This window comes from Nitrosomonas halophila (assembly GCF_900107165.1).
Classification (GTDB): domain Bacteria; phylum Pseudomonadota; class Gammaproteobacteria; order Burkholderiales; family Nitrosomonadaceae; genus Nitrosomonas; species Nitrosomonas halophila.
This window is the reverse complement of the sequence record NZ_FNOY01000035.1, coordinates 1-20,130: the sequence shown is the minus strand read 5'-3', so window position 1 is coordinate 20,130 and position 20,130 is coordinate 1. Positions and strand designations below refer to the sequence as shown.

Annotated in this window: 10 protein-coding genes; 6 read left to right on the top strand and 4 right to left on the bottom strand. The window is 53.7% G+C overall.

What is annotated here, in order from left to right; translation table 11 throughout:
- Positions 1–34: 34 nt before the first annotated feature.
- Positions 35–9,013, bottom strand: a complete 8,979-nt coding sequence (locus BLV85_RS08990) for a glycoside hydrolase family 94 protein (protein WP_090414424.1) — start codon at positions 9,011–9,013, stop codon at positions 35–37.
- Positions 9,014–9,530: 517 nt separating this feature from the next.
- Positions 9,531–9,845, bottom strand: coding sequence for a BON domain-containing protein (locus BLV85_RS08985; RefSeq protein ID WP_090414449.1), 315 nt, complete (start codon positions 9,843–9,845; stop codon positions 9,531–9,533).
- Positions 9,846–11,013: 1,168 nt separating this feature from the next.
- Here BLV85_RS08985 and BLV85_RS08975 point away from each other — a divergent pair.
- The 4 genes from BLV85_RS08975 (at position 11,014) to BLV85_RS08960 (ending at position 14,639) form a co-directional block, all read left to right on the top strand.
- Complete coding sequence (locus BLV85_RS08975) at positions 11,014–12,135, top strand: site-2 protease family protein (protein WP_090414420.1); 1,122 nt, start codon at positions 11,014–11,016, stop codon at positions 12,133–12,135.
- A gap of 57 nt (positions 12,136–12,192) precedes the next feature.
- On the top strand, positions 12,193–12,519 hold the full coding sequence (locus tag BLV85_RS08970) for a hypothetical protein (RefSeq protein WP_090414418.1): 327 nt from the start codon (positions 12,193–12,195) through the stop codon (positions 12,517–12,519).
- 479 nt (positions 12,520–12,998) lie between these two features.
- Positions 12,999–13,508, top strand: coding sequence for an SRPBCC family protein (locus BLV85_RS08965; protein WP_090414416.1), 510 nt, complete (start codon positions 12,999–13,001; stop codon positions 13,506–13,508).
- A 96-nt stretch (positions 13,509–13,604) separates the two neighbouring features.
- Positions 13,605–14,639 carry a methyltransferase gene (locus BLV85_RS08960; protein WP_090414414.1) on the top strand — a complete coding sequence of 345 codons (1,035 nt, stop codon included), beginning with the start codon at positions 13,605–13,607 and terminating at the stop codon, positions 14,637–14,639.
- A gap of 246 nt (positions 14,640–14,885) precedes the next feature.
- Here the strand turns inward: BLV85_RS08960 and BLV85_RS15905 are convergent, their stop codons facing one another.
- A complete protein-coding gene (locus BLV85_RS15905; RefSeq protein WP_342707067.1) occupies positions 14,886–15,005 on the bottom strand; it encodes a hypothetical protein in 120 nt (39 codons plus the stop codon).
- On the bottom strand, positions 15,002–15,934 hold the full coding sequence (locus BLV85_RS08955) for a glycerophosphodiester phosphodiesterase (RefSeq protein WP_090414413.1): 933 nt from the start codon (positions 15,932–15,934) through the stop codon (positions 15,002–15,004). Before BLV85_RS08955 ends, BLV85_RS15905 begins: the two co-directional genes overlap by 4 nt.
- Positions 15,935–16,220: 286 nt before the next feature.
- Between BLV85_RS08955 and BLV85_RS14875 the strand changes: the two genes are divergently transcribed.
- Together BLV85_RS14875 and BLV85_RS08950 are read left to right on the top strand one after the other, a co-directional pair.
- Positions 16,221–17,423 (top strand): glycerophosphodiester phosphodiesterase family protein, encoded by a 1,203-nt coding sequence (locus BLV85_RS14875; RefSeq protein WP_143032314.1) that lies wholly within the window; start codon positions 16,221–16,223, stop codon positions 17,421–17,423.
- Positions 17,401–19,806 carry a sulfatase-like hydrolase/transferase gene (locus BLV85_RS08950; RefSeq protein WP_245725152.1) on the top strand — a complete coding sequence of 802 codons (2,406 nt, stop codon included), beginning with the start codon at positions 17,401–17,403 and terminating at the stop codon, positions 19,804–19,806. The genes BLV85_RS14875 and BLV85_RS08950 overlap by 23 nt, the downstream gene beginning before the upstream one ends.
- Positions 19,807–20,130: the final 324 nt, after the last annotated feature.

Below are 20,130 nucleotides of genomic sequence, written 5' to 3'. Positions count from 1 at the left end.
CAAGGCAAGCAGTTTAATCCGTGATAGATATCGACTACTCCCTTGAGCGAAGCGCTTGTTCTCGTTTATCTTGATCATCGATACGGTTGAACGGAATGGCTACGCTTACTTCCGCCGAGTGATCCTGACGATCGTCAATCAGTTGGATTGTTTTGTCGGGACAATCGACGCCATCCAGCGTAACGCGCATGACGCCGCTCTGTGCAGCATCACTGGCGTCCATTTGCGACACGACGATATGGTAGACGGTCTCCCTATAGCGGTAATGCAGTTTGAACGCCTGCCAGGAAGTAGGCAGACAGGGAGTAAAATGCAGTTTATCCACATCCAGCCTCAGGCCGAGCAAGGACTCCACAATCAACCGGTACATCCACCCAGCTGAACCCGTGTACCAGCTCCACCCCCCACGGCCGGCATGCGGCGAAACGGCATAGACATCGGCGGCGACGACATAGGGCTCAGCTTTGTAGGTTGCAACACCCGCTGCTGATTTTCCATGGTTCACAGGATTAATCATCGTTAGCAATTCCCACGCACGCTGGCTTTCGCCCAAGGCTGCGAACGCCATGACGGTCCAAATAGCGGCGTGGGTGTATTGCCCGCCGTTTTCACGCACACCGGGAACGTAACCTTTAATGTAGCCAGGATCCAAATCCGATTTATCGAATGGCGGATCCAGGAGCTGGATCAATGCGTGATCGTGTCGCACCAGTCGCGCATAGACGGCGTCCATGCCCCTACGCGAGCGTGTGATATCCCCTGCGCCGGAGAGCACCGACCAGCTTTGCGAGATCGAATCGATCTGGCATTCGATGTTGGTCACCGTCCCCAACGCGGTACCATCATCGAAGTAAGCGCGGCGATACCATTCGCCGTCCCAGGCAGTTTGCTCGATACGCTGGCGAAGTTGTTCGGCTTCGCTCCGGCACTGTTCAGCAAAAGCCACATCGCCCTGCCGTTGTGCCAGTTCGGCAAAGCATTTCAGTACTTCGTACAGGAAAAAGCCAAGCCAGACACTTTCACCCTTGCCATGTATGCCCACCAGATTCATGCCATCGTTCCAGTCCCCGGAACCGATCAGCGGGAGGCCATGGTCGCCAAACCTCAGGCCATGTCGAATGGCGCGTATACAGTGCTGGTAGAGGCTGGCGGACTCACCGGAATGCTCTGGCAAATCATAGTACGAATCATCTTCGGAACCAACTGGACGGCCCTCGAGAAAGGGAATGGATTCATCCAGCACGCCTGTATCGCCGGTGCATAACACATAACGACTCACTGCCAGCGGCAGCCAGAGATAATCATCCGAACAACGGGTACGCACACCGCGGCTGGACGGTGGGTGCCACCAATGCTGAACATCTCCCTCCACGAACTGATGTGCGGCGCACAGCAGTAATTGGTCGCGCACGCGTTGCGGCTCGGCATGAATCAATGCCATCACATCCTGCAACTGGTCACGAAAGCCAAAAGCACCGCCCGATTGATAATAGCCGCTACGCGCCCAGAGACGACAGGCAAGTGTTTGATAGATGAGCCAACCATTGGCCAGCACGTTGAGAGACGAATCCGGCGTTTCCACCTGAACTGCGCCGAGGGTATGGTTCCAGTACTGCCATACCGCTTCCAGCGCTGTGCGAGCGGCGGCCGGTCCTCGAAAACGGCGTACCAAATTGCGCGCATCATCGGCACCACGCCTGCCGGCCTGACCTAAGCGGAAGATGATCTCGCGCTCCTGCCCGTCGGCCAAGTCAAAACCCACCTGGATCGCAGCGCAAGGATCCAATCCTGCGCCTGTCTTGCCTGAAAGCCGCGTATGCGCCATCGCGGCTGGGTTATTGAGCGAACCGTTACGTCCAATGAATTCAGAACGATCGCAACTGATCGAGCGATTGGTTTCATCCACGTCAAAGAAAGCAATCCGACCGGTGAATTCCGTGTTGTAAGGATTATGGGCGAACAGCGCACCGCTACCGGCATCGACTTCAGTGGTCACGTGCATGGTCGATTTCGGTTGCAAATCACCCAGCACCCATTCCACGTAGCCCGTCGCGGAGAGTCGCCGCGGACGACCGGATGCGTTACGTACTTTCAATACCGAGAATTTGACCGCAGCATCGATGGCCACGTAAACCCACAGCTCCGAGACAATCCCGCCTTCAGTATGTTCGAATACGCTGTAGCCGAATCCGTGCCGGCTGACATATGGATTTGCGCCACGACAGGGCAACGGCGTGGGAGACCAGAAATAGCCGCTCTCTTCATCACGCAAGTAAAAAGCTTCACCGCTCCCATCGGAAACCGGATCGTTGTGCCAGGGTGTGAGGCGAAATTCGTGCGCGTTTTCGCTCCAGGTATAAGCTTGGCCGTTCTCGGAAATGACTGTGCCAAAATGCGCATTCGCCAACACATTCACCCATGGTGCGGGTGTTACCTGCGTGGCAGTGGTGGCAATGACATACTCGCGCCCATCCGGCGTAAACCCACCCAGTCCATTGTGCAGAATGAGATCACGCTGCGGTAACGCATTACTGCCCGGAGAATCGGCATGCCGGCCCTTGTTCGGCCGGATACGTGGCATCCGCGCATCCCTCAGGATGCGACGGTTGATCTGTTCCGCCAGCGTTCCCCGGCTATCCGTTATGATAGCGCGCGCAACCGATTGGAACAGAATACGGTCTTCATTCGATATCTGTTCCGCACGTCGCACGAATATTCCACCCGGCCGATCAATCACATGCGCTTCGGTACCTGCTGCAATCAAACCGATAATTTGGTCCTGGAGCAATTGCCGGTAACCGGCACGGTCTTCGTTCCAGATCACCAGATCGACCGCCAGTCCTTTTAAACGCCAGTAGGCGTGAGCCTGGACCAATTGGCGCACCAATTCGATATTGGTTGCGTCGCCAATGTGCAGCAGGACGATGGGCAAATCGCCGGAAATAGCGTAGCTCCACAAACCGGATTGCCCGCGACGATTCTGCATCAGAATACTGGTTTCGGCGCGCAGCGAGTCGTTGGCATAGACAATAGAATTGGCCAGGCGTCCATAGAGTTGCGCATCAGCCTCACTGGCATTGAGCTGGCGCAACACCACTTGGGCATGTGTCCAGGCAACATCAAAGACACGATCCGCGAGCCGCCTATCCTGGTATCTTTCGACTAAACTTAACGCGCCATCACGGGTCTCCCCCATGCCGCTTACCATATCCAGGGTGATCGTTTGTTCCGGATCAAGTGTCATGGCAAGGCGAATCGCAACAATCGGATCCAGTACCGAACCCTGGCCGCCCGAAAGCATGTCCGATGACTCGTTGTTTAGTGCTTGCGGGTTGGTGACAGTATGGCCACGTCCGATGAATTGCATCCGATCCGTCTCATAAGAGATGGATTCGATAACCTCTCCATGTGCCGTCATCATGTGAAACATCCAGGGTGTTTGCTCGGTAGCCGAGCGCGGTCGGCGTGTGCAAAGTATCGCTTGGCGTTTCTCGTCAATCTCGGTCTGCACGAACAGATTGCTGAAGGCTGGATGCAATGCATCTGCGGCTGGCACGGCAAGCACCACTTCCGCGTAACTTGTTACCGAGATCGCACGGCGAGTACCGGTGCGGTTAGTAATGCGTATGCGACGCAGCTCGATATCGTCTTCAGGTGATACCACAATCTCAGTATAGGTCTCAAAACTGCCGTCACCTATCAAATCACGACGACGAAATTCAGCGCGTCCCTCGGAGAAAGTGACCTCATAATGCTTCGGTTGCTTCAGTGTTGGCTGGTACGCAGTCGACCAGATTTCCCCGCTGTTTTCATCGCGTATATAACAGAACGCCCCCCAGTGGTCGCGTGTTGTATCTTCGCGCCAACGTGTGACGGCGAGATCTTTCCAGCGGCTATAGCCGCCGCCAGCATTGGTGACCATTACATGGTAACGACCGTTCGATAACAACTGCACTTCCGGTATCGGCGTACGGGCGCTGTTGAAAACGCGAATCGGCGCTTGTGCTGCACGGGCGGTCAGTTGAATGTCGGAAAACTGAGCGATACGTGGAAAGAACGTTGCTGTCCGAGGAATCCGCTCCTGCAGCAGCAGCAAGGTCGCCTGGAACAGCGGCTCCGACTCAAAGCGTTTTTGCATCGGACGATCCAGCAGTAGGTAGGCAAGAGAAAGCAGGCTCATTCCCTGGTGGTGCGCCATATAAGATCGCACCACCGTACTCGATTCTCCGCGTCGTTGACGTGACGGGGTATAGTCAATGGCCTCATAAAAACCGAATTTTCCTTCCAGCCCTTCTGCGGCGAGTTGCTGCAAATTCAAGCAGGCCGCCTCGGGCGATACCATCAGCGCCAGCACCGTGGCATAGGGCGCAACCACCAGGTCATCGGCGAGTCCGCGTTTGAGCCCAAGGCCAGGCACGCCAAATGCCCGGTACTGATAGTTGAGATGGGCGTCAACCAGGTTATAGCCGGATTCCGACATACCCCAAGGGATGCTGCGCTGCTTCCCGTACTCGATCTGTCGCGCCACAGCTGCTTTATAAGTCTGATCAAGTAACGTGTTATGAAAGGTTGGCATCACCAGGAGCGGCATCAGGTACTCGAACATCGAGCCACTCCACGACAAAAGTACGGGCTCGCTACCAGTGGACGTAAGCAGACGTCCCAGGGCAAACCAACTCTCCTGCGGTACCTGCCCCTGCGCGATCGCGACGAAATTGATCAATCTCGCTTCCGAGGCCAGCAAGTCGTAGTAACTCGTATCCCGCCGCAGTTCATCCACGTTGTACCCAATCGCCAGTAAACGCGATGATTTGTCATACAAGAAATCATACGCCATGGACGCAAACTCGCTTGATTGCCGAGCAAGCCGCTCGACAATCGCAATCCGTTCAGTAGCGCGACGGCTGGCTTGCATGATGCAGCGTCGGAACTCATGCAACCATTCACATTCCACCGATGCCGCATCCTTCGCGAAGGACACGCCGAGCCGCTGTTCGATTGCCGCCAGCCATTTGCCTTCGATATTCGCCAATTCCCGCAGCGTTGGGATTGCGTCGTTGCTCAGGTTATCGTCAAGCAGCCCGTTCGGTGCGGCTGGCAACGCTAGCCAAGGGGCAAGAAAAGTCAACTCATCGAGGACAGCGCGGCATTGTCGGACGAACGTATGCGCCCACCACACCGCATCACTCTCCGAAGTTATCTCAGAGATGACTGCGCTGGCATGATCCAGTGCCGGGTGATGCGTGGAATCCGTATCTGCATCCAGGTATCCCCCGGTTTCCGCGCGCCATTTTTCTCCGGCTGACACCACTGTGCTATCTGATTGATGCACCTTCGGAGAAGCAGCCTCGATTTTCTCGGCAAATTTCTCCGCATGCTCAGTCAGTTGATTGAGGTGCCGCCATGCCAGTGCGAGGGTAGCAGGCGGTGAACCGCAAGCAGACTCGGTCTCCGCCTGCAATGCAGCGAGCAGAGCCGATTTCGTGCTTCCTGTTGCATCCACTAGAATTCCGAGCGTATCTTGGAGCCCGTGGAACCAGCGTAGATCGAGAATTTTGTCGTCAGCAAGCGTGAGTAGCCCAGAGCGCAAGGTCAATAGATGACCTGCGAGGTTTCCGCTATCCACTGTCGAAACGTAGGCCGGATGCAACAGTTTCAACGATTTCGTGTCGTACCAGTTATAGAAGTGGCCACGATATCGCTCCAGCGTTTGCATGGTATCGAAGGTATTTGCCGTACGCTCGATGAATTGCCCGGCCGGAATATAGCCGAAATCGTATGCGGATAAATTCGCAAGTAGCGCTACGCCGATATTAGTTGGTGAAGTGCGATGCGCCACGGCCGCGCCGCGATATTCCTGATAGTTGTCCGGTGGCAGCCAATGATCCTCCGGACCGACAAAAGTCTCGAAGAATGCCCAAGTCTTGCGAGAAAGTTTACGCAGGAAAATAGTCTGCTCAGCTGTCAGCTGTGCGGCACGACGAGCGAACGGCCGGTTCATCCACCAGACAATCGCGGGTGAACACAACCACAGCAGCAAGATAGGTCCCGCTACTACGAGCGCAGTAGATTTGAATAACAGCAGATAGAGTATTGCAGCAATGGCGATCGTCGGAGCGACCCACATCATACGCAAGGTCGCGGTGAAATCCGTGCGGCTGGTTCGTTTGGCTTCACCCGATGGATTCCATTCAAGTAATCGTCTTTGGGTGAACAACATACGCCATGCTGTACGCACGATTGCATCCAGGCTGAACCAGGCTTCGAAGGGAAGGCATGCCAGCGTAAAGACCGCCTGCACCAAACGTTGACTTACGGTATCGAGTACAACGGCAAGATGCTGGCGTAACCGTACCTCGCTTGGCTTGCGGAAAATTTCTACAACCGAGATGATCAAGGGAGGAATCAGAATTGTGCTGATCAGCGCCAATGTCCAGATCCAGGGTGATGCGAGCACGGCCCAGCCTAGCAACAATAGCAGCAGCATGGCTGTTGGCACCAGACTGCGCCGCAGATTATCGAACAGTTTCCAGCGCGATAAATTTGAAAGTGCGTTTTTCAGTCGTTGTTTACCGGGACCGGGAACGCGAGGAAACAGCCAGCCCAACAATTGCCAATCACCACGTATCCAGCGATGCCGGCGGCTGACATCCATGCTGTAGTGAGCGGGGTAATCCTCGTACACATGCACGTCACTCAACAAGCCGGCGCGGGCATAACATCCTTCCAGCAAATCGTGGCTAAGAATCCGGTTTTCGGGAAAGCGCCCATTCAATGTCCGCTCGAAAGTATCCACCTCATAAATACCCTTGCCAATGAACGAACCTTCGCCGAACATGTCTTGGTAAACATCAGAAATGGCGCGAGTGTATGGATCGATACCGGTTTCACCGCCATGCAAGTGCGCATAGCGCGAGCGATTATTGCCTTCCAGACTGACGCTGACACGTGGTTGAAGGATTCCGTAGCCCTCCTGTACGCGCTGCAGTTGTTCGTCGTAGCGAGGCCGATTCAGTGGATGTGCCATGGCAGCCACAAGCTGCCGCGCGACGTCACGCGGTAGCTGCGTATCCGTATCCAAGGTGATGGCGTACTTCACGTTTGCTAAACAAGACGTATCGCCGACGATACATGAGAAGCGTTTGTCGGCATTGCTATACATTCCATTGCGCAGCAATGCATTCAAGTCGGCAAGTTTGCCGCGCTTACGTTCATAGCCCATCCAGATGTGTTCTTGCGGATTCCAGCGGCGCGGGCGATGAAAAAGAAAGAAAATACTCTTGTCCGCAGTGCCGTATTTTGTATTGAGCGTCTTGATTCGATCCTGGGCCAGTTGCAATAACGGCTCGTCTTCAGCGAGTACTTCTTCATGTGCGTCTCGAAAATCCGTCAATAACCCAAAATAGAGATTATCATCCTGATTTGCCAGAAAGCGGACTTCCAGCGCTTCGATTAAATCGTCGACACTTTGCGGATTACTAAGCATCGTCGGCACAACCACCAGTGTCCGCGATTGCGCTGGCATACCAGCGGAAAAATCCATGCGTGGCAACGGATGCGGGCGCACAAAAATGGTTGTCAGCCAATTCACCAGGGCAAGCGCCAACTGGCTGGCAGGCAGCAGCGTGAGAACACCGATCAACAGGGGAAATTTATCTGACACATCCTGCGTATAAACTATCGCCATCAGGCTGGCGCTGAACAGCAGTGTGAGTAATGCTATGAGTCCGAGGTAGATACCCAATGAACGCTGCGACCCCATTTTCACGAGCGCGGCCACAAGGGAGAAGCGCAATTGCGCACTTGTCTCAAGCTTTTGCAAGCCTCGGTCAATTAGGTAGAAACCGACATGCGCCGCACGTTCGCCATCATCTGGATGCGCTACCTGAGCCTCATGTGCGAGCTGAACCGCACTGCGCGCTATTTCAACTTCAGTAAGGGAACTCCGCTTTGCAATCTTTTCAATCACATGCCGATAACGGTCGCGCGTGGCAAAATCCATCTTGCTATAGGCTCCACCCGGATCCTCGCGCAATGTTCGCTCAACGACACTCATGTTCTCGACGAATTCGCGCCAATCCATCCCACCCAGAAAACGTAAGCTGCCAATGCTGTGGCTAATGGAAACCTGATCAGCAGCCTGATGCTGATTTTCTGACTGCACTAACCGCTCTATAGTCAACCCCGACTCGGCAAGCACTTGTTCAATCCAGGTCAGTGGCAAAGCCAAAGCCTGACCATGCCCTTGCAGTCGGCGCGCAAATTCCGCTACGAACGGCGTTGACATCGGCGGTTTCGAGTGCGCCATGTCTGCTATCACTAGCACCAGACTTTTGGGGTCCGTCTCCGCAGCTGTCACCAGCTTTTCTGCCCACACATTGGCAAGGTCGCAGTCGATTCGATCGGCGGCGATGCGAATGGCAACACGCCGCAGGTTCTCGATCAGCGCCAGCCGCAACATAATGGGGATAGCCCATAACTCGCCTAATTTGAGCGCACTTACCGTCTGGTAAGCCGCAACAAAGCGGCTGAGACTTTCCGAGTCTACACGTCCATCCCCATGGGAAATGATCTCCAGCGCAATATCGTAAACACGCGGCAGCCCAGCCGAAGGTCCATTCGACAATCGGGGTAACTCCCGGCTATACCCTTTAGGCATGTGACGCCTGGCGGTGCGAATCTGCTCTTCGATTAAATAAAAATTATCGAGCAGCCATTCGCTGGCTGGCGTGATCTGCTGGTTAGCCCTTACTGCCGCCGTGAGCCGCCCACAGACTTCGATCAATACCGCTTCGTTTGCCGCCAAGCGCGGCATCAAGTAGTCTTGCGGGCGTTCTCGCGCCAATTCATGCGTAGCCGCGAGATCTCTACCTCGCTGCTCCATCTGATCTGCGCTGAATAATTCCGAGCGCAATGGCGGCTCATTGAAGGCATCGTTCAGGCGGATTCCACCTCGCAAGTTTACGCTCAAGCCGCGCAAATATTGGAAGAAGCGATTGGCATTCATCCTCATTTAAAAAGGTGCTCCAATCTGGGCGAGCGTTTCAATGCCCATTTCCCAGCAATACCAATGATTGGATGAATCAGACTCCGGCATAACACCTCCTATAAAAGTGCATATCCAAGTGGAATGAACACGTATCCAGTACACGCTGTTTGTAGTAACGGCCGGTCAAACTCACTCATATACGATCCAGGATGGACTGAATCAAATACCCGGGTATTTGATTGGGTTACCGAACCAGATAGCATCGCCGACACAGAGAAGCCGGCAACTGATTTTTAAGAAATTCTGAATAGGCCTGATTACTTCGTTCCCACGCAAACGGAACCTGAGAAAGCCAGCGTAAGATATTCTCCTCCTTCGACTTCTCGATTGAAGGAGGAGAATTCATGACTTATCCGCAGGTTCCTTGAGTGGGTTCTGCTTGTTCCCTGCAACGCCCTACGTATCATTCCTCTGAAATATATACCGCATACGCTGACAATAAATACAATGGATGACAGTTAAACAATATAACAGCTTACCGTCACTTGACTCGCATATCATTTTTGACAGACTGCACACCTTTAACACTGCGCGCAACCTCAACCGCCCTATTGATTTCTGCCTGGGAACCAACAAAGCCACTCAGCTGGACGCGACCCTGAAAGGTTTCGACGTTGATTTCGTAGGTTGACAGAGATGGTTCATTGAAAATTGCCGCTTTAACTTTCGTAGTAATGACAGAATCATCGATATAATCTCCGGTTCCCCGTTGACCTGGCGCCGATGCGCAGCCCAAAAATGAAACCATCAGAACAGTTAAGAAGAAAGCGGATAAATGGCGCGTGAATTGTGTCATGACATGGTTCTCCCAGTTGATTGACGAAACTAAATATCTCTCGATAAATACCCTTAGATCTTCCAGATTAAAGGACACCTGGTTTGCTACAGTGCAATCGCTATGAAATACATCGTAATCGCTCTGCCCGGAATTGCCCCTCAGAATAGGCAGTTCCGCAACTTTACCTCGCCCCTGGACGCCACACCACATCCACTGTAGCTTATGGATTCCATTATTACAGGGATATCCCGTTTAAGTATGTACGCTAGCACACAAAGAATAATTGAATAACCGGGGTCAGGAATAACCGGGGTCAGTGTAGATTTACATTAACCTGTTCACGTACTTTGTCTTTCTTCCATCAGCCGACAGATCGCCCTGTCTTTCTGGCTGACACATCCTAATTTTACGAGGCTCAATACCTCCAAGGTCGGCTTCACCCGTTACCCCTGCATCTCGCCTGCTTTCATACTTACGCATCAATCTGACCGTTACCGGCCCGACTGCAAGGCTCATACCCAGTCCGTGTCCAGGAGACTGTCCGAGACTGATCTACTGCGGACGAACCTGCCAGGCTGGATTTTTCGATCCTTTTCGTTGAATAGAACCACTATTCGCCTCAAATGATCGAAAAATCCCGCTCAGCCAGCTTCGCCCTCGCTACGATCACTATTCTCGGACAGTCTCCTAGCGGTTACCCGAGCGGGATTCCCACCCGCTAGAATGTGCAGCATTGCAAGACCGCTGCTGATCTCCTTTCACTTTTCACAGCGTTATATCGACGACTGCCAGCAGATTTATGACGAAGTACAAGCCATCTACCCACGTGTCGCCCTGCCACCAGCCGGCATCACAAGCAGGCCTACATCCTGAATCCTTGTCGCGGCCTGGTTCTCTGGACACCGGCTCCGCAATCCGCATACACGCTGCATCATGCATATAATGCAGCGTGTATGCAGACACCACTCGGCGCGCACTTTTCCGAATGCGGTGCAAAATATCAGCCATTGACGGAGACTCAGAGCTCTCGATTTGGCAATACCCGCTGGAAATTCATGCAATTTAGCAATAGGATACGGCTGGGGGTTATGGACAGACACAAACCCGGTCAGCGGCAATCATTCTCTACAGGCGGACATGCGGCGATCATTCAGCCGCCATTCGCCTCAACCACAAGGATATTGGCATGTTGGAATCATCATTTCGTATCGGTTCGGTCTTCGGCATACGCATCGGTGTGCACTACACATGGTTCATCGTTTTTTTTCTGCTGGTCAGCTCACTTTTTATCGCGTTCAGAAGCGATCATCCGGATTGGAGTGCGCACGCCACCTTGCTGACCGCTTTGGCCACCACATTGCTTTTTTTCGTCAGCATCATCCTGCATGAGCTTGGCCACAGCGTGGTGGCAATCGCTCGTGGCGTCAAGGTGCGCTCGATTACCCTGTTCATTTTCGGGGGCGTGGCACAAACCGCGAAAGATGCCGATACCGCAGCAACCGAATTCCTGATCGCGATTGCTGGCCCGCTGGTCAGCTTCGCGCTGGCCGGCTTGTTTTATTTGCTGCAATTTGGATTTTCGCCGTACAGTGAAACCGCCTCGGAAACATTCAGCTGGCTGATGACGATCAATCTCGTGGTCGCCATCTTTAATTTAATACCCGGTTTTCCACTGGATGGCGGCCGAGTCTTCCGCGCCATCGTATGGGGCATCAGTGGCAATGCCATCAAGGGGATGCAATGGGCGGTCGTCAGCGGCAAAATCGTCGCTTTTGGTTTAATGGTCTCCGGTATGTTGATCGCTTTGCAGACAGGCATGCTGCTGAACGGGCTATGGCTGATAGGCATAGGCTGGTTCTTACTCACCGTGGCGGAAGGCAGCAAACGCGCCTATTTCATGGAACGGCTGGCCGGCAATGTCTCCATCGGGGATGTCATCCAGAAAGAAGTGCCCATGATAGCGGCCGACAGGAGCATACTCCACTGGGTAGACGAGCAAATGTTGCTGACCGGGCGGCGCGCAAGTCTGGTCACCGAAGATGACCAGACCATTGGCCTGATCACACTCAGTGACGCAATCAAATGCCCGCGCACGCAGTGGTCAAACACCCCGGTACGCGAAATCATGACGCCACTCGACCGTCTGTATATCGTCAAGCCAACCGACAGTATCCTGGAGGTCTTTCACATCATGCAGCAACATGGCATCAACCAGGTACCGGTCGTCGACCAGAAGCGGATCGTCGGCTGGATCGATCGCGAACATATCCTGAGAATCCTGCAATTACACGTAGAAGCTGGGCGCTGAACAATAGCCAGGATGTTAAAATCGACTGTTCATTTATCTTAGAAGGATGCTCACATTATGAATTCAAGATATTTCCTATGCGCGCTGGTGCTGGCAATGGCACTGGATGCCAATGCAAACAGCTCCACTATCGATGCGGCGATTGGCGGCGCACTGGGCGGCGCGGCGGGCGCCGCAATTGGCAATGAGATCGGGGGGCGCGATGGCGCAATCGTTGGTGGCGCGCTGGGTGCCGCGATAGGCACAACGGTCACCACCGACCGGAACCGGCGGCATGCCGAACCTTTTCCCAGATACCGGCGCCATGATTATGGATACCCTGCCGGCGGCATGCGCCCAGGTTATCACTGCCCACCTGGACTCGCCAAGCAAGGGCGCTGCTGATTCAAGACCTGATCAGAAAAGTGCTGAATAAGCCTAACCAGCTGTTTGCAAACACCAGATGACTGCGCATACGGCAACATGATGCGTACCCATACGCATCGATATTTCCAAAAACAATCGGCAACCGCCCCTGCCATTTGCCTAGGAGGCTGTCCGAGAATAGCGATCGTAGCGAGGGCGAAGCTGCCAAGCGGGATTTTTCGATCATTTGAGGCGAATAGTTGTTCTATTCAACGAAAAGGATCGGAAAATCCCGCTTGGCAGCTTCGTCCGCAGTAGATCAGTCTGTTCTCGGACAGCCTCCTAGAGCATAGGGGTCTCACATAAATGAGCATAGCCCCATTTATCAAATTGCCATGCTTTTTATACGTTCAGCTTGAAATCTGCTCGGCATTCGTTTACCGTCTAGATTGACAATAGCTATATTTACTGATCGAGTCGCGATTAGCCTATCAGCCGGCCAAAAAGGACAATGCAATATGTTCAACTTAGCCTCCATGCTCAATTTAGGCTCCACCGACCCAGTCGTCGGGAAAGCCCACACAGTAGTCAAATGCTCCGCCAGCAAGGTATTCCACTACATTGGAGACGGGCTTTTTGAAAATTATCCAAAATGGTCACCTGAAGTTAAAGAGCTTGAGCAACTCACACCGGGTCCGGTTGGATTGGGTACCGAAGGCAGACAGGTACGAGTTGATCAAGGGCGCCGCTCTGAGTCCCGGTTTAAAATCTTCGCATATGAAGCAAATACTCGCGTGACGCTGGTTGGGATATCCGATCCCTTTCGCTGCATGTATGACTTAGAAGATATTAATTCGGGAGAATCCACCAAGCTGACATTTACTTTTGAACTACTTGAACTATTGATGGTGATGCGCCCACTCGAAGGATTAGTGCGTATTGCCATTAAGGAGGGTGCTGAAAGAACCGTGCAGAACATCAAACGACTAGTAGAGGCGGATGCATCCCTGAGAACGCCTACTCGTTAATACTGAATCAGTATCCAAGTCTGCGATGGATATTAATAAATAAAATTATGTTTTTTTGACCAGCCCTGCTAATTGGTCGAAATCAAAGGAGGTTTGATGGCACAGAATATTTCTTCCAACATACAAACACCCCAGGTTGATGATCGTCCGTTATGGGATGCGATATTCGCCGTTTATGGCTATCCAGCGCTTTTTTTAGCGCACCGGCTAAAGCTTTTCTCCTTGCTGGCTCATGGACCACTCACCCTGGCCGAAATCAGCGACTCACTTAAAATCAACCAACGTCCGGCCGAGGCCATTCTGACGGCAGCCACTGCCTTGGGCTTTCTAACTTTGCAAGAAAAGCGCTATTCACTGACGGCGGTGGCAAGGGAGTATTTGCTCGAAGAAAGCCCAAGCTATTTTGGCTATTTGTGGGATTTGGTGATCGACAACTACCAAGCATGCTCTTACTCAAGTATTGAGAAGGCGATACTCACGAATTCCCCCCAAATCTATGGCGGAGGGGATATTTATAAATCTCATGAAGAGCAAATCGAACTCCTTCACCGCTTTACTGCTGGGATGCATAGCATGAGCATGGCATCCGCACTTTACTGGCCAACCGTTCTGGATTTGTCCATGCACAAGGTGATGCTGGATATTGGCGGCAGCTCGGGCGCACATTCGATTGGGGCAGCCTTGAAATTACCCAATCTACAGGCGCTGATACTCGATTTCCCACAGGTTTGCGAAGTCGCTCAGGAATATATTGCACAGTATCACTTACAAGATCGCATCAAAACCGTTGACTGCAATATCTGGATCGATGGCTGGCCATCGGCCGATCTTCATTTTTTCTCCAGTGTTTACCATGATTGGCCGCCAGAGAAAGGCCATTTCCTGACTTGCAAAAGCTATGAAAGCCTTGAACCAGGAGGTCGCATCGTCATCCATGAGATGCTTTATAACGATGAAAAAACCGGTCCTTATGCTTCTGCCGCGTTCAGCATGATGATGATGAGTTGGACGGAGGGTAAACAATATTCCGGCAAAGAGCTGTCTTCAATGCTGCAGGAAGTGGGGTTCAAGGACATTCAGATACATAAAGCGCTTGGTTACAACAGCATCGTGACTGGGGTCAAACCATAGAAATATATGCCTGTGAACCATTTTCAGCAACGCGACAGATGTGGCCGGTCCCTGTCCGGGCGGTACATGGCGGTATTGATCAGTACGCAAGCGCACCCGACGACTGGATCGTCACCGGCCCCTGCGTAGGGTGCGCCATTCAGATTTGAGAAGTATTTCAGGAGGAGATTCCATCGAGACATTGAAACATCTGCCGAGGTGGACCGGAATATAAAGTCATTCCCTCCTCCCTGATACATATCCACCCTATTCACCGCTCCCCTCCAGCACCAGCCCCATGGGGATGTTGTTCGTATAGATGCCATCGATCCCAATCGCCGACAGGAACATCCATTCCGGTTCGGTATCCACTGTAAAAGCTGTCACGGCGAAGCCCAGGGCGTGGAGCTGGTTGACAAACAAGGCGGCGCCATCTGGCTGTGCAAATTCCAGTTGCATGGTATCAGCTTATCGAGTGTAACCAGCTGCGCACCCAGACTGAATGCCACACTGACATATTCATCCAGCGAACGATAGCCGGGCAAGCGGAAGAATGCGCCGGTTTCAGCCCACTGCAAATCGAATCCGTCACCCTTGTCTATCAAGGTAACCGGTAGCCCGGTGATCGCCGCCACCTCTTCCTGGCTGAGCAGCTGCAGCATATTGACGGAAAAATTGCGTTTGATCGCTGGCGCTTCAGCGGCGAATATTGCCATCAGTTTCGGCGAAAATGTTTCGATGATCACTTGCCCAGTGCTTCGGGTTCTTTCCACGGCACGCAATACGGCAGCGACCAGCTGTGACTCCGTGGTGTCAGCGGGATCACACAAGGGAGAGGGTGTCTTGACTTCGATATTCACCAGGCCGCTAATGTGATCACGGTTTTTGACCGGATGGCGGTAAGAAAATGGTTTGGCGACATGCAGCACTTGCATCAGTGTCGGCACATAGGGCAGACGCTTTTTCAACTGTCCAAACGTCAGGCGATTGACACAGGTCAGGTCGCTCAGGAAATCATCGTGCAATGCGACGGCATGCCCATCCGCTGTCATGACTACGTCGACCTCGACGATGCTCACACCCGCTCTGAAAGCGCGCATGACCGATGCGATCGTATTTTCTATGGGAATTTCTGGGTTCTCGCCCAGATTTTCTCCATATCCCCGATGGCCGATCACAAACGGGCGCGGCTTCTCCGCCAGCAAGTCATCGATGGTCCAGCGCAGCTGTCTATCCAGATCGGCAGCTGCAGCACCGGAAAACAGCCCTATAACAGCACTGACAACTATCGCACCCAGGCAACTGGATAATTTCATGATACCTCCCTGTATGAAAATTGCGGATACATGACGGACCGCTCCGCCCTGATCGGGCCTGTCTTTTCAGCCGGTATTGCTTATATAAACATGGCATGACCGGCATACCGGTGCGCTGCCTGCCTGTCCCAGCCTGGATGCGCGGATTGAGTCTACCCGATTCCGGCATGTCCCATGCGCCGATTATTCCCAAAATGCATACTGCCCACTTCTCTACTATGGAAATATGGCATTATTGTGACAATGGTATGACAATCACTGCTGATAATTGGATAGAATTGGATAAATGCATTCAGCGACTCATCCCTTCTTGCGTGCCATCAGTGGCCAGACTGCCTGGGCCAGCCTGCATCACAAGCTTGCACAGTGCTTTCTGTTGCTATGCCTGGCCACGCCTGCCTATGCGCAGCTTTGCGGGGACTGTCTGGACATCCTCATGCCCAAACAGGTATACACCCCTTCCGAACCCATCACGCTGTCGCTCAGCATCGCCGCTGGGGAAATCCCGGAAAACATAGTAGATGCCTATGTGGCCGTTGTGTGGCCGGACAAGCGGATCTCGTTTCCCATGCAAAAACCAGGCTGGCTGTTACGCGATGTCCATGAAGAAGCGCTGATTTTGCCCACGCATGCAGGCATGGCCACTGGTCAGTACCAGATTTTCTTTGTCCTGGCCAAGGTTGATACCGATCCCCTTGACGAAAGCAACTGGCTGGCAGAAAAGCGCATTGATCTGGCCCTGCTGCCGCCTAACCGGCACGACGTGCCTGCCAGCCTGCCAACCGCCCATGCCAGTGAATTGCCGCCAGTGATCGTGCACGGGGGCGGCATGATCACTGGACAAATTTACAGCAATTCCCTGCAGGCACTGACTGCTGCCTACCAGGCTGGCCACCGTTGCTTCGAGGTCGATTTCTCCTGGACCAGCGATGGCCATCTGGTTCTGATTCATGACTGGATGTCCACTTACCGGCGTTTTTTTGACCAGCCTGCTGGCGCGCCCACCCTTGCCCGCTTCACCAGCCTGACCATGAAATACGGGCTGACCCAGATGCGTTTCGAGGATCTGATCAGCTGGCTGTCCAGTCACCCAGCTGCGATGATCATCACGGATATCAAGGATGACAACCTCGCCGGTCTGCGTTACATCATGCGCCACAGCGCCGGCATGCAATACCGCTTCATCCCGCAGATTTACCAGCCAGACGAATACCGCCCCGCCCGCGAACTGGGTTTTCAAAGACTCATTCTCACACTCTATCGCGCCAATCTGAGTGATCAGGCGCTACTGGATTTTGTCGACTCGCACGCGCTGTCAGCCGTCACCATGCCAGTGAATCAGTCGCTCTCAAGCAATGTCGTGGCCGAACTCAATCAGCGCAATGTGCCGGTCTATGCCCATACCGTCAATCAGGCGGCGTTCTTCAGCTATTTGCAATCCCAGGGAATCAAAGGAATCTACAGTGATGTACTCTTACCGCAAGATTAGACCGTTATATCTGTTGGTCATCGCCCTTTACGGCTTACTGGCCGCCCCGGTCCTGGCATCGTTTCATTACAGCCAACACCATGGACTGGTCTGGCTGCTGCTGGCGTTGGCTGGATTGGTCTGCTTCATGGCATGCGGAGGGTGGATCGTTGCCGGCATCACCCGGCTCTGGCAACGCCGGCTGGCGGCCTGCACGCTGGCAGGCTGTGCCGCGTTGCTCCTGTTGTTGCGGCTCATCTCTTTTTATTTCCAGGGTGAAAGCTTCAATACCCGTTTCCTTTATCACCTGAATACCGACAGCCTTGCGGCATCTGCCGCTTATCTGCCACTGATGGCCGCCAGTGTTCTGTTTCTGACCGGATGTCTTTGGCTGACATGGCAAACCGTCGCTCATTTGCCGCCGAGGCCGGCCGACACGAGCTGGCGCAAATTCTCACCACTGGCACTGACATTCGTGTTGATGCTGGTGCTGGAACCGGATCTCGCCCGGCTCTCTGCTGCTCAATGGCAGCTGTTGTCACAGCAAGAGCCAGCGCCTGCCCTGGATAACATCGACTGGAAGCAGCTCGGGCTCAACCGAGCAGCGCTCACTCCACCCCCAGGCCCCGTCACCCCCGGCAAAAATCTGGTGCTAATTTACCTTGAGAGTCTAGAGCGTCTCTATACCGATGAACAGGCGTTTCCCGGCCTGACGCCCAATCTGAACCAGCTGATGAAAACCGGCTTGTTATTCGACAATATGCTGCAGACCGAAGGGACCGACTGGACAGTTGCCGGCATGACCGCCTCGCTATGCGGCACGCCATTACTCTACGGGCTCGGGCCGGGTGGCAGCAATGATGTCCTGCAAGGCGGTTTTCTCAATCAGGCAACCTGCCTGCCGGACATCCTGAAGCGGGCCGGCTACTACCAGGTCTACATGGGCGGTGCAGCCACTGAATTCGGTGGCAAAGGCACGCTGCTCAGCAAGCATGGTTTTGATCAGGTCAAAGGTAAAAACCAGTTGATACCACTGCTGGCAGATCCCTCCTATTTGAACGGCTGGGGACTCTATGACGACAGTCTGTTCGACTTGGCCGCGCAGGAATTCGAACGGCTGGCTACGCTGCAAAAGCCATTCAACCTCACCCTGCTGACTCTGGACACTCACCATCCCAGCGGCCACCCGTCCGCTTCCTGCCCCCGTTATCCGGCGATCGACAATAGCATTCTGCATGCCGTACACTGCACAGACCACCTGGTCGCGCGCTTTCTGGAACGCATCAGCCAGCATCCGGCCTGGAAGAATACCGTCGTTGTCCTGCTGAGCGATCACCTAGCCATGCGTAACGTTGCCCAGCCGCTCTATCCAGACGACTATGACCGGCAACTGCTGTTTCTGGCATTGAACACCCCGCTCAAATCAAGCGTGGCCGATAGCGGCACCCATATGGATGTGGCCCCGACTGTCCTGGATTTGCTGGAGGTTCAGCACTCGGCAGCATTCCTGGCAGGCAACAGTCTGCTGGAAACAGCACAACCACAGGTCGATGTCTATGCCCAGTCACGCCTGGATGCAATTCAGTATCTCAATCTCAACCTGTTGACCGGCGCAGCTGGCGGTATTTGCGACCACGCCCAACTGTTCTCGGCCCAAAATCACAAGCTGCTGATCTCCAAGCGTGAGGTTCCGCTGTCCATGTCCGGCATGCCGTTGCCATTCGAATCCATGGGCACAACCCATGGGTTGATCGCCCTGCTCAACGACCGGGGTACTGTGACCTCAACCTTTGCGGTCAATCTGCGCAACCTGGCGCATGCGCTTTACCAGTATCGCGACCACCCCTTCATTGTCATCGCGCCTGCCGTCAGCCTGCCGTTCCGGTCGGTGGACATGGCGGCGAATGATGATGAGATCGTGGCCGTGTTGGGCAAACTGGGCGGCGAACAACTGATTCTGGGTAAGGCACCCAATCTGGAATCGCTTCATCTTAGCAACAGCGGTTGTCAGCAAGTGCTGACCCATGTCATGTCCAGCCAGACAGACAGCGACAACACAGCCTATCTGGCAAACTTATGTCAGCCAGACACGCCGGCGTCCAATACAGTCGACCCTGCCACCGGCGCACTGCATCTGACACGGCTGGCGCATGAAGATGGCTTGTTCCAGGTAACCCTGGCCAATACCGGCCCCAATCGTTATGAAGTGGTTGCCCTGGAAGGACTGGCGGATGACATTCGTCCGGATGAGCCGGATTCCTGTCATGCCTATTATGGCCATGGTGAAGTCATCATCCCCGCCATCGAGGAAGCAGGCCGGCTATCGGCCCGTGTCCTGCAACAGATCCCGGGAGAAACCCTGCAGTTCAGCTTGCTCACCGAATTGTTCCTGACACAACCGTAACGGAAGCTGCACACAGCAAGAAGCCTGAATGCTGCGCAGGCTTTATGAGGTGCCCGAGCGCATCCGTTCCAGTTTCAATCAAACTGCCATTCCCCCACCGCTCTCCGGCGGGCCACATGTGAACAGATGCTATACAATTGGCACATTCGTTTTTTGATCATCTGCTTCCGAATTATTTACAGCGCACGCAATGCGCGCTACCCGTATTCAGCAACAGCAATTTTCATGCGTAGATACTCTGTCTTCAGTCAAGCAAAATTTACATATTAGCGCCCTTTATTTTGAAAAACTTGTCACCATCAAACGGCATGTTGTTATGCAGCA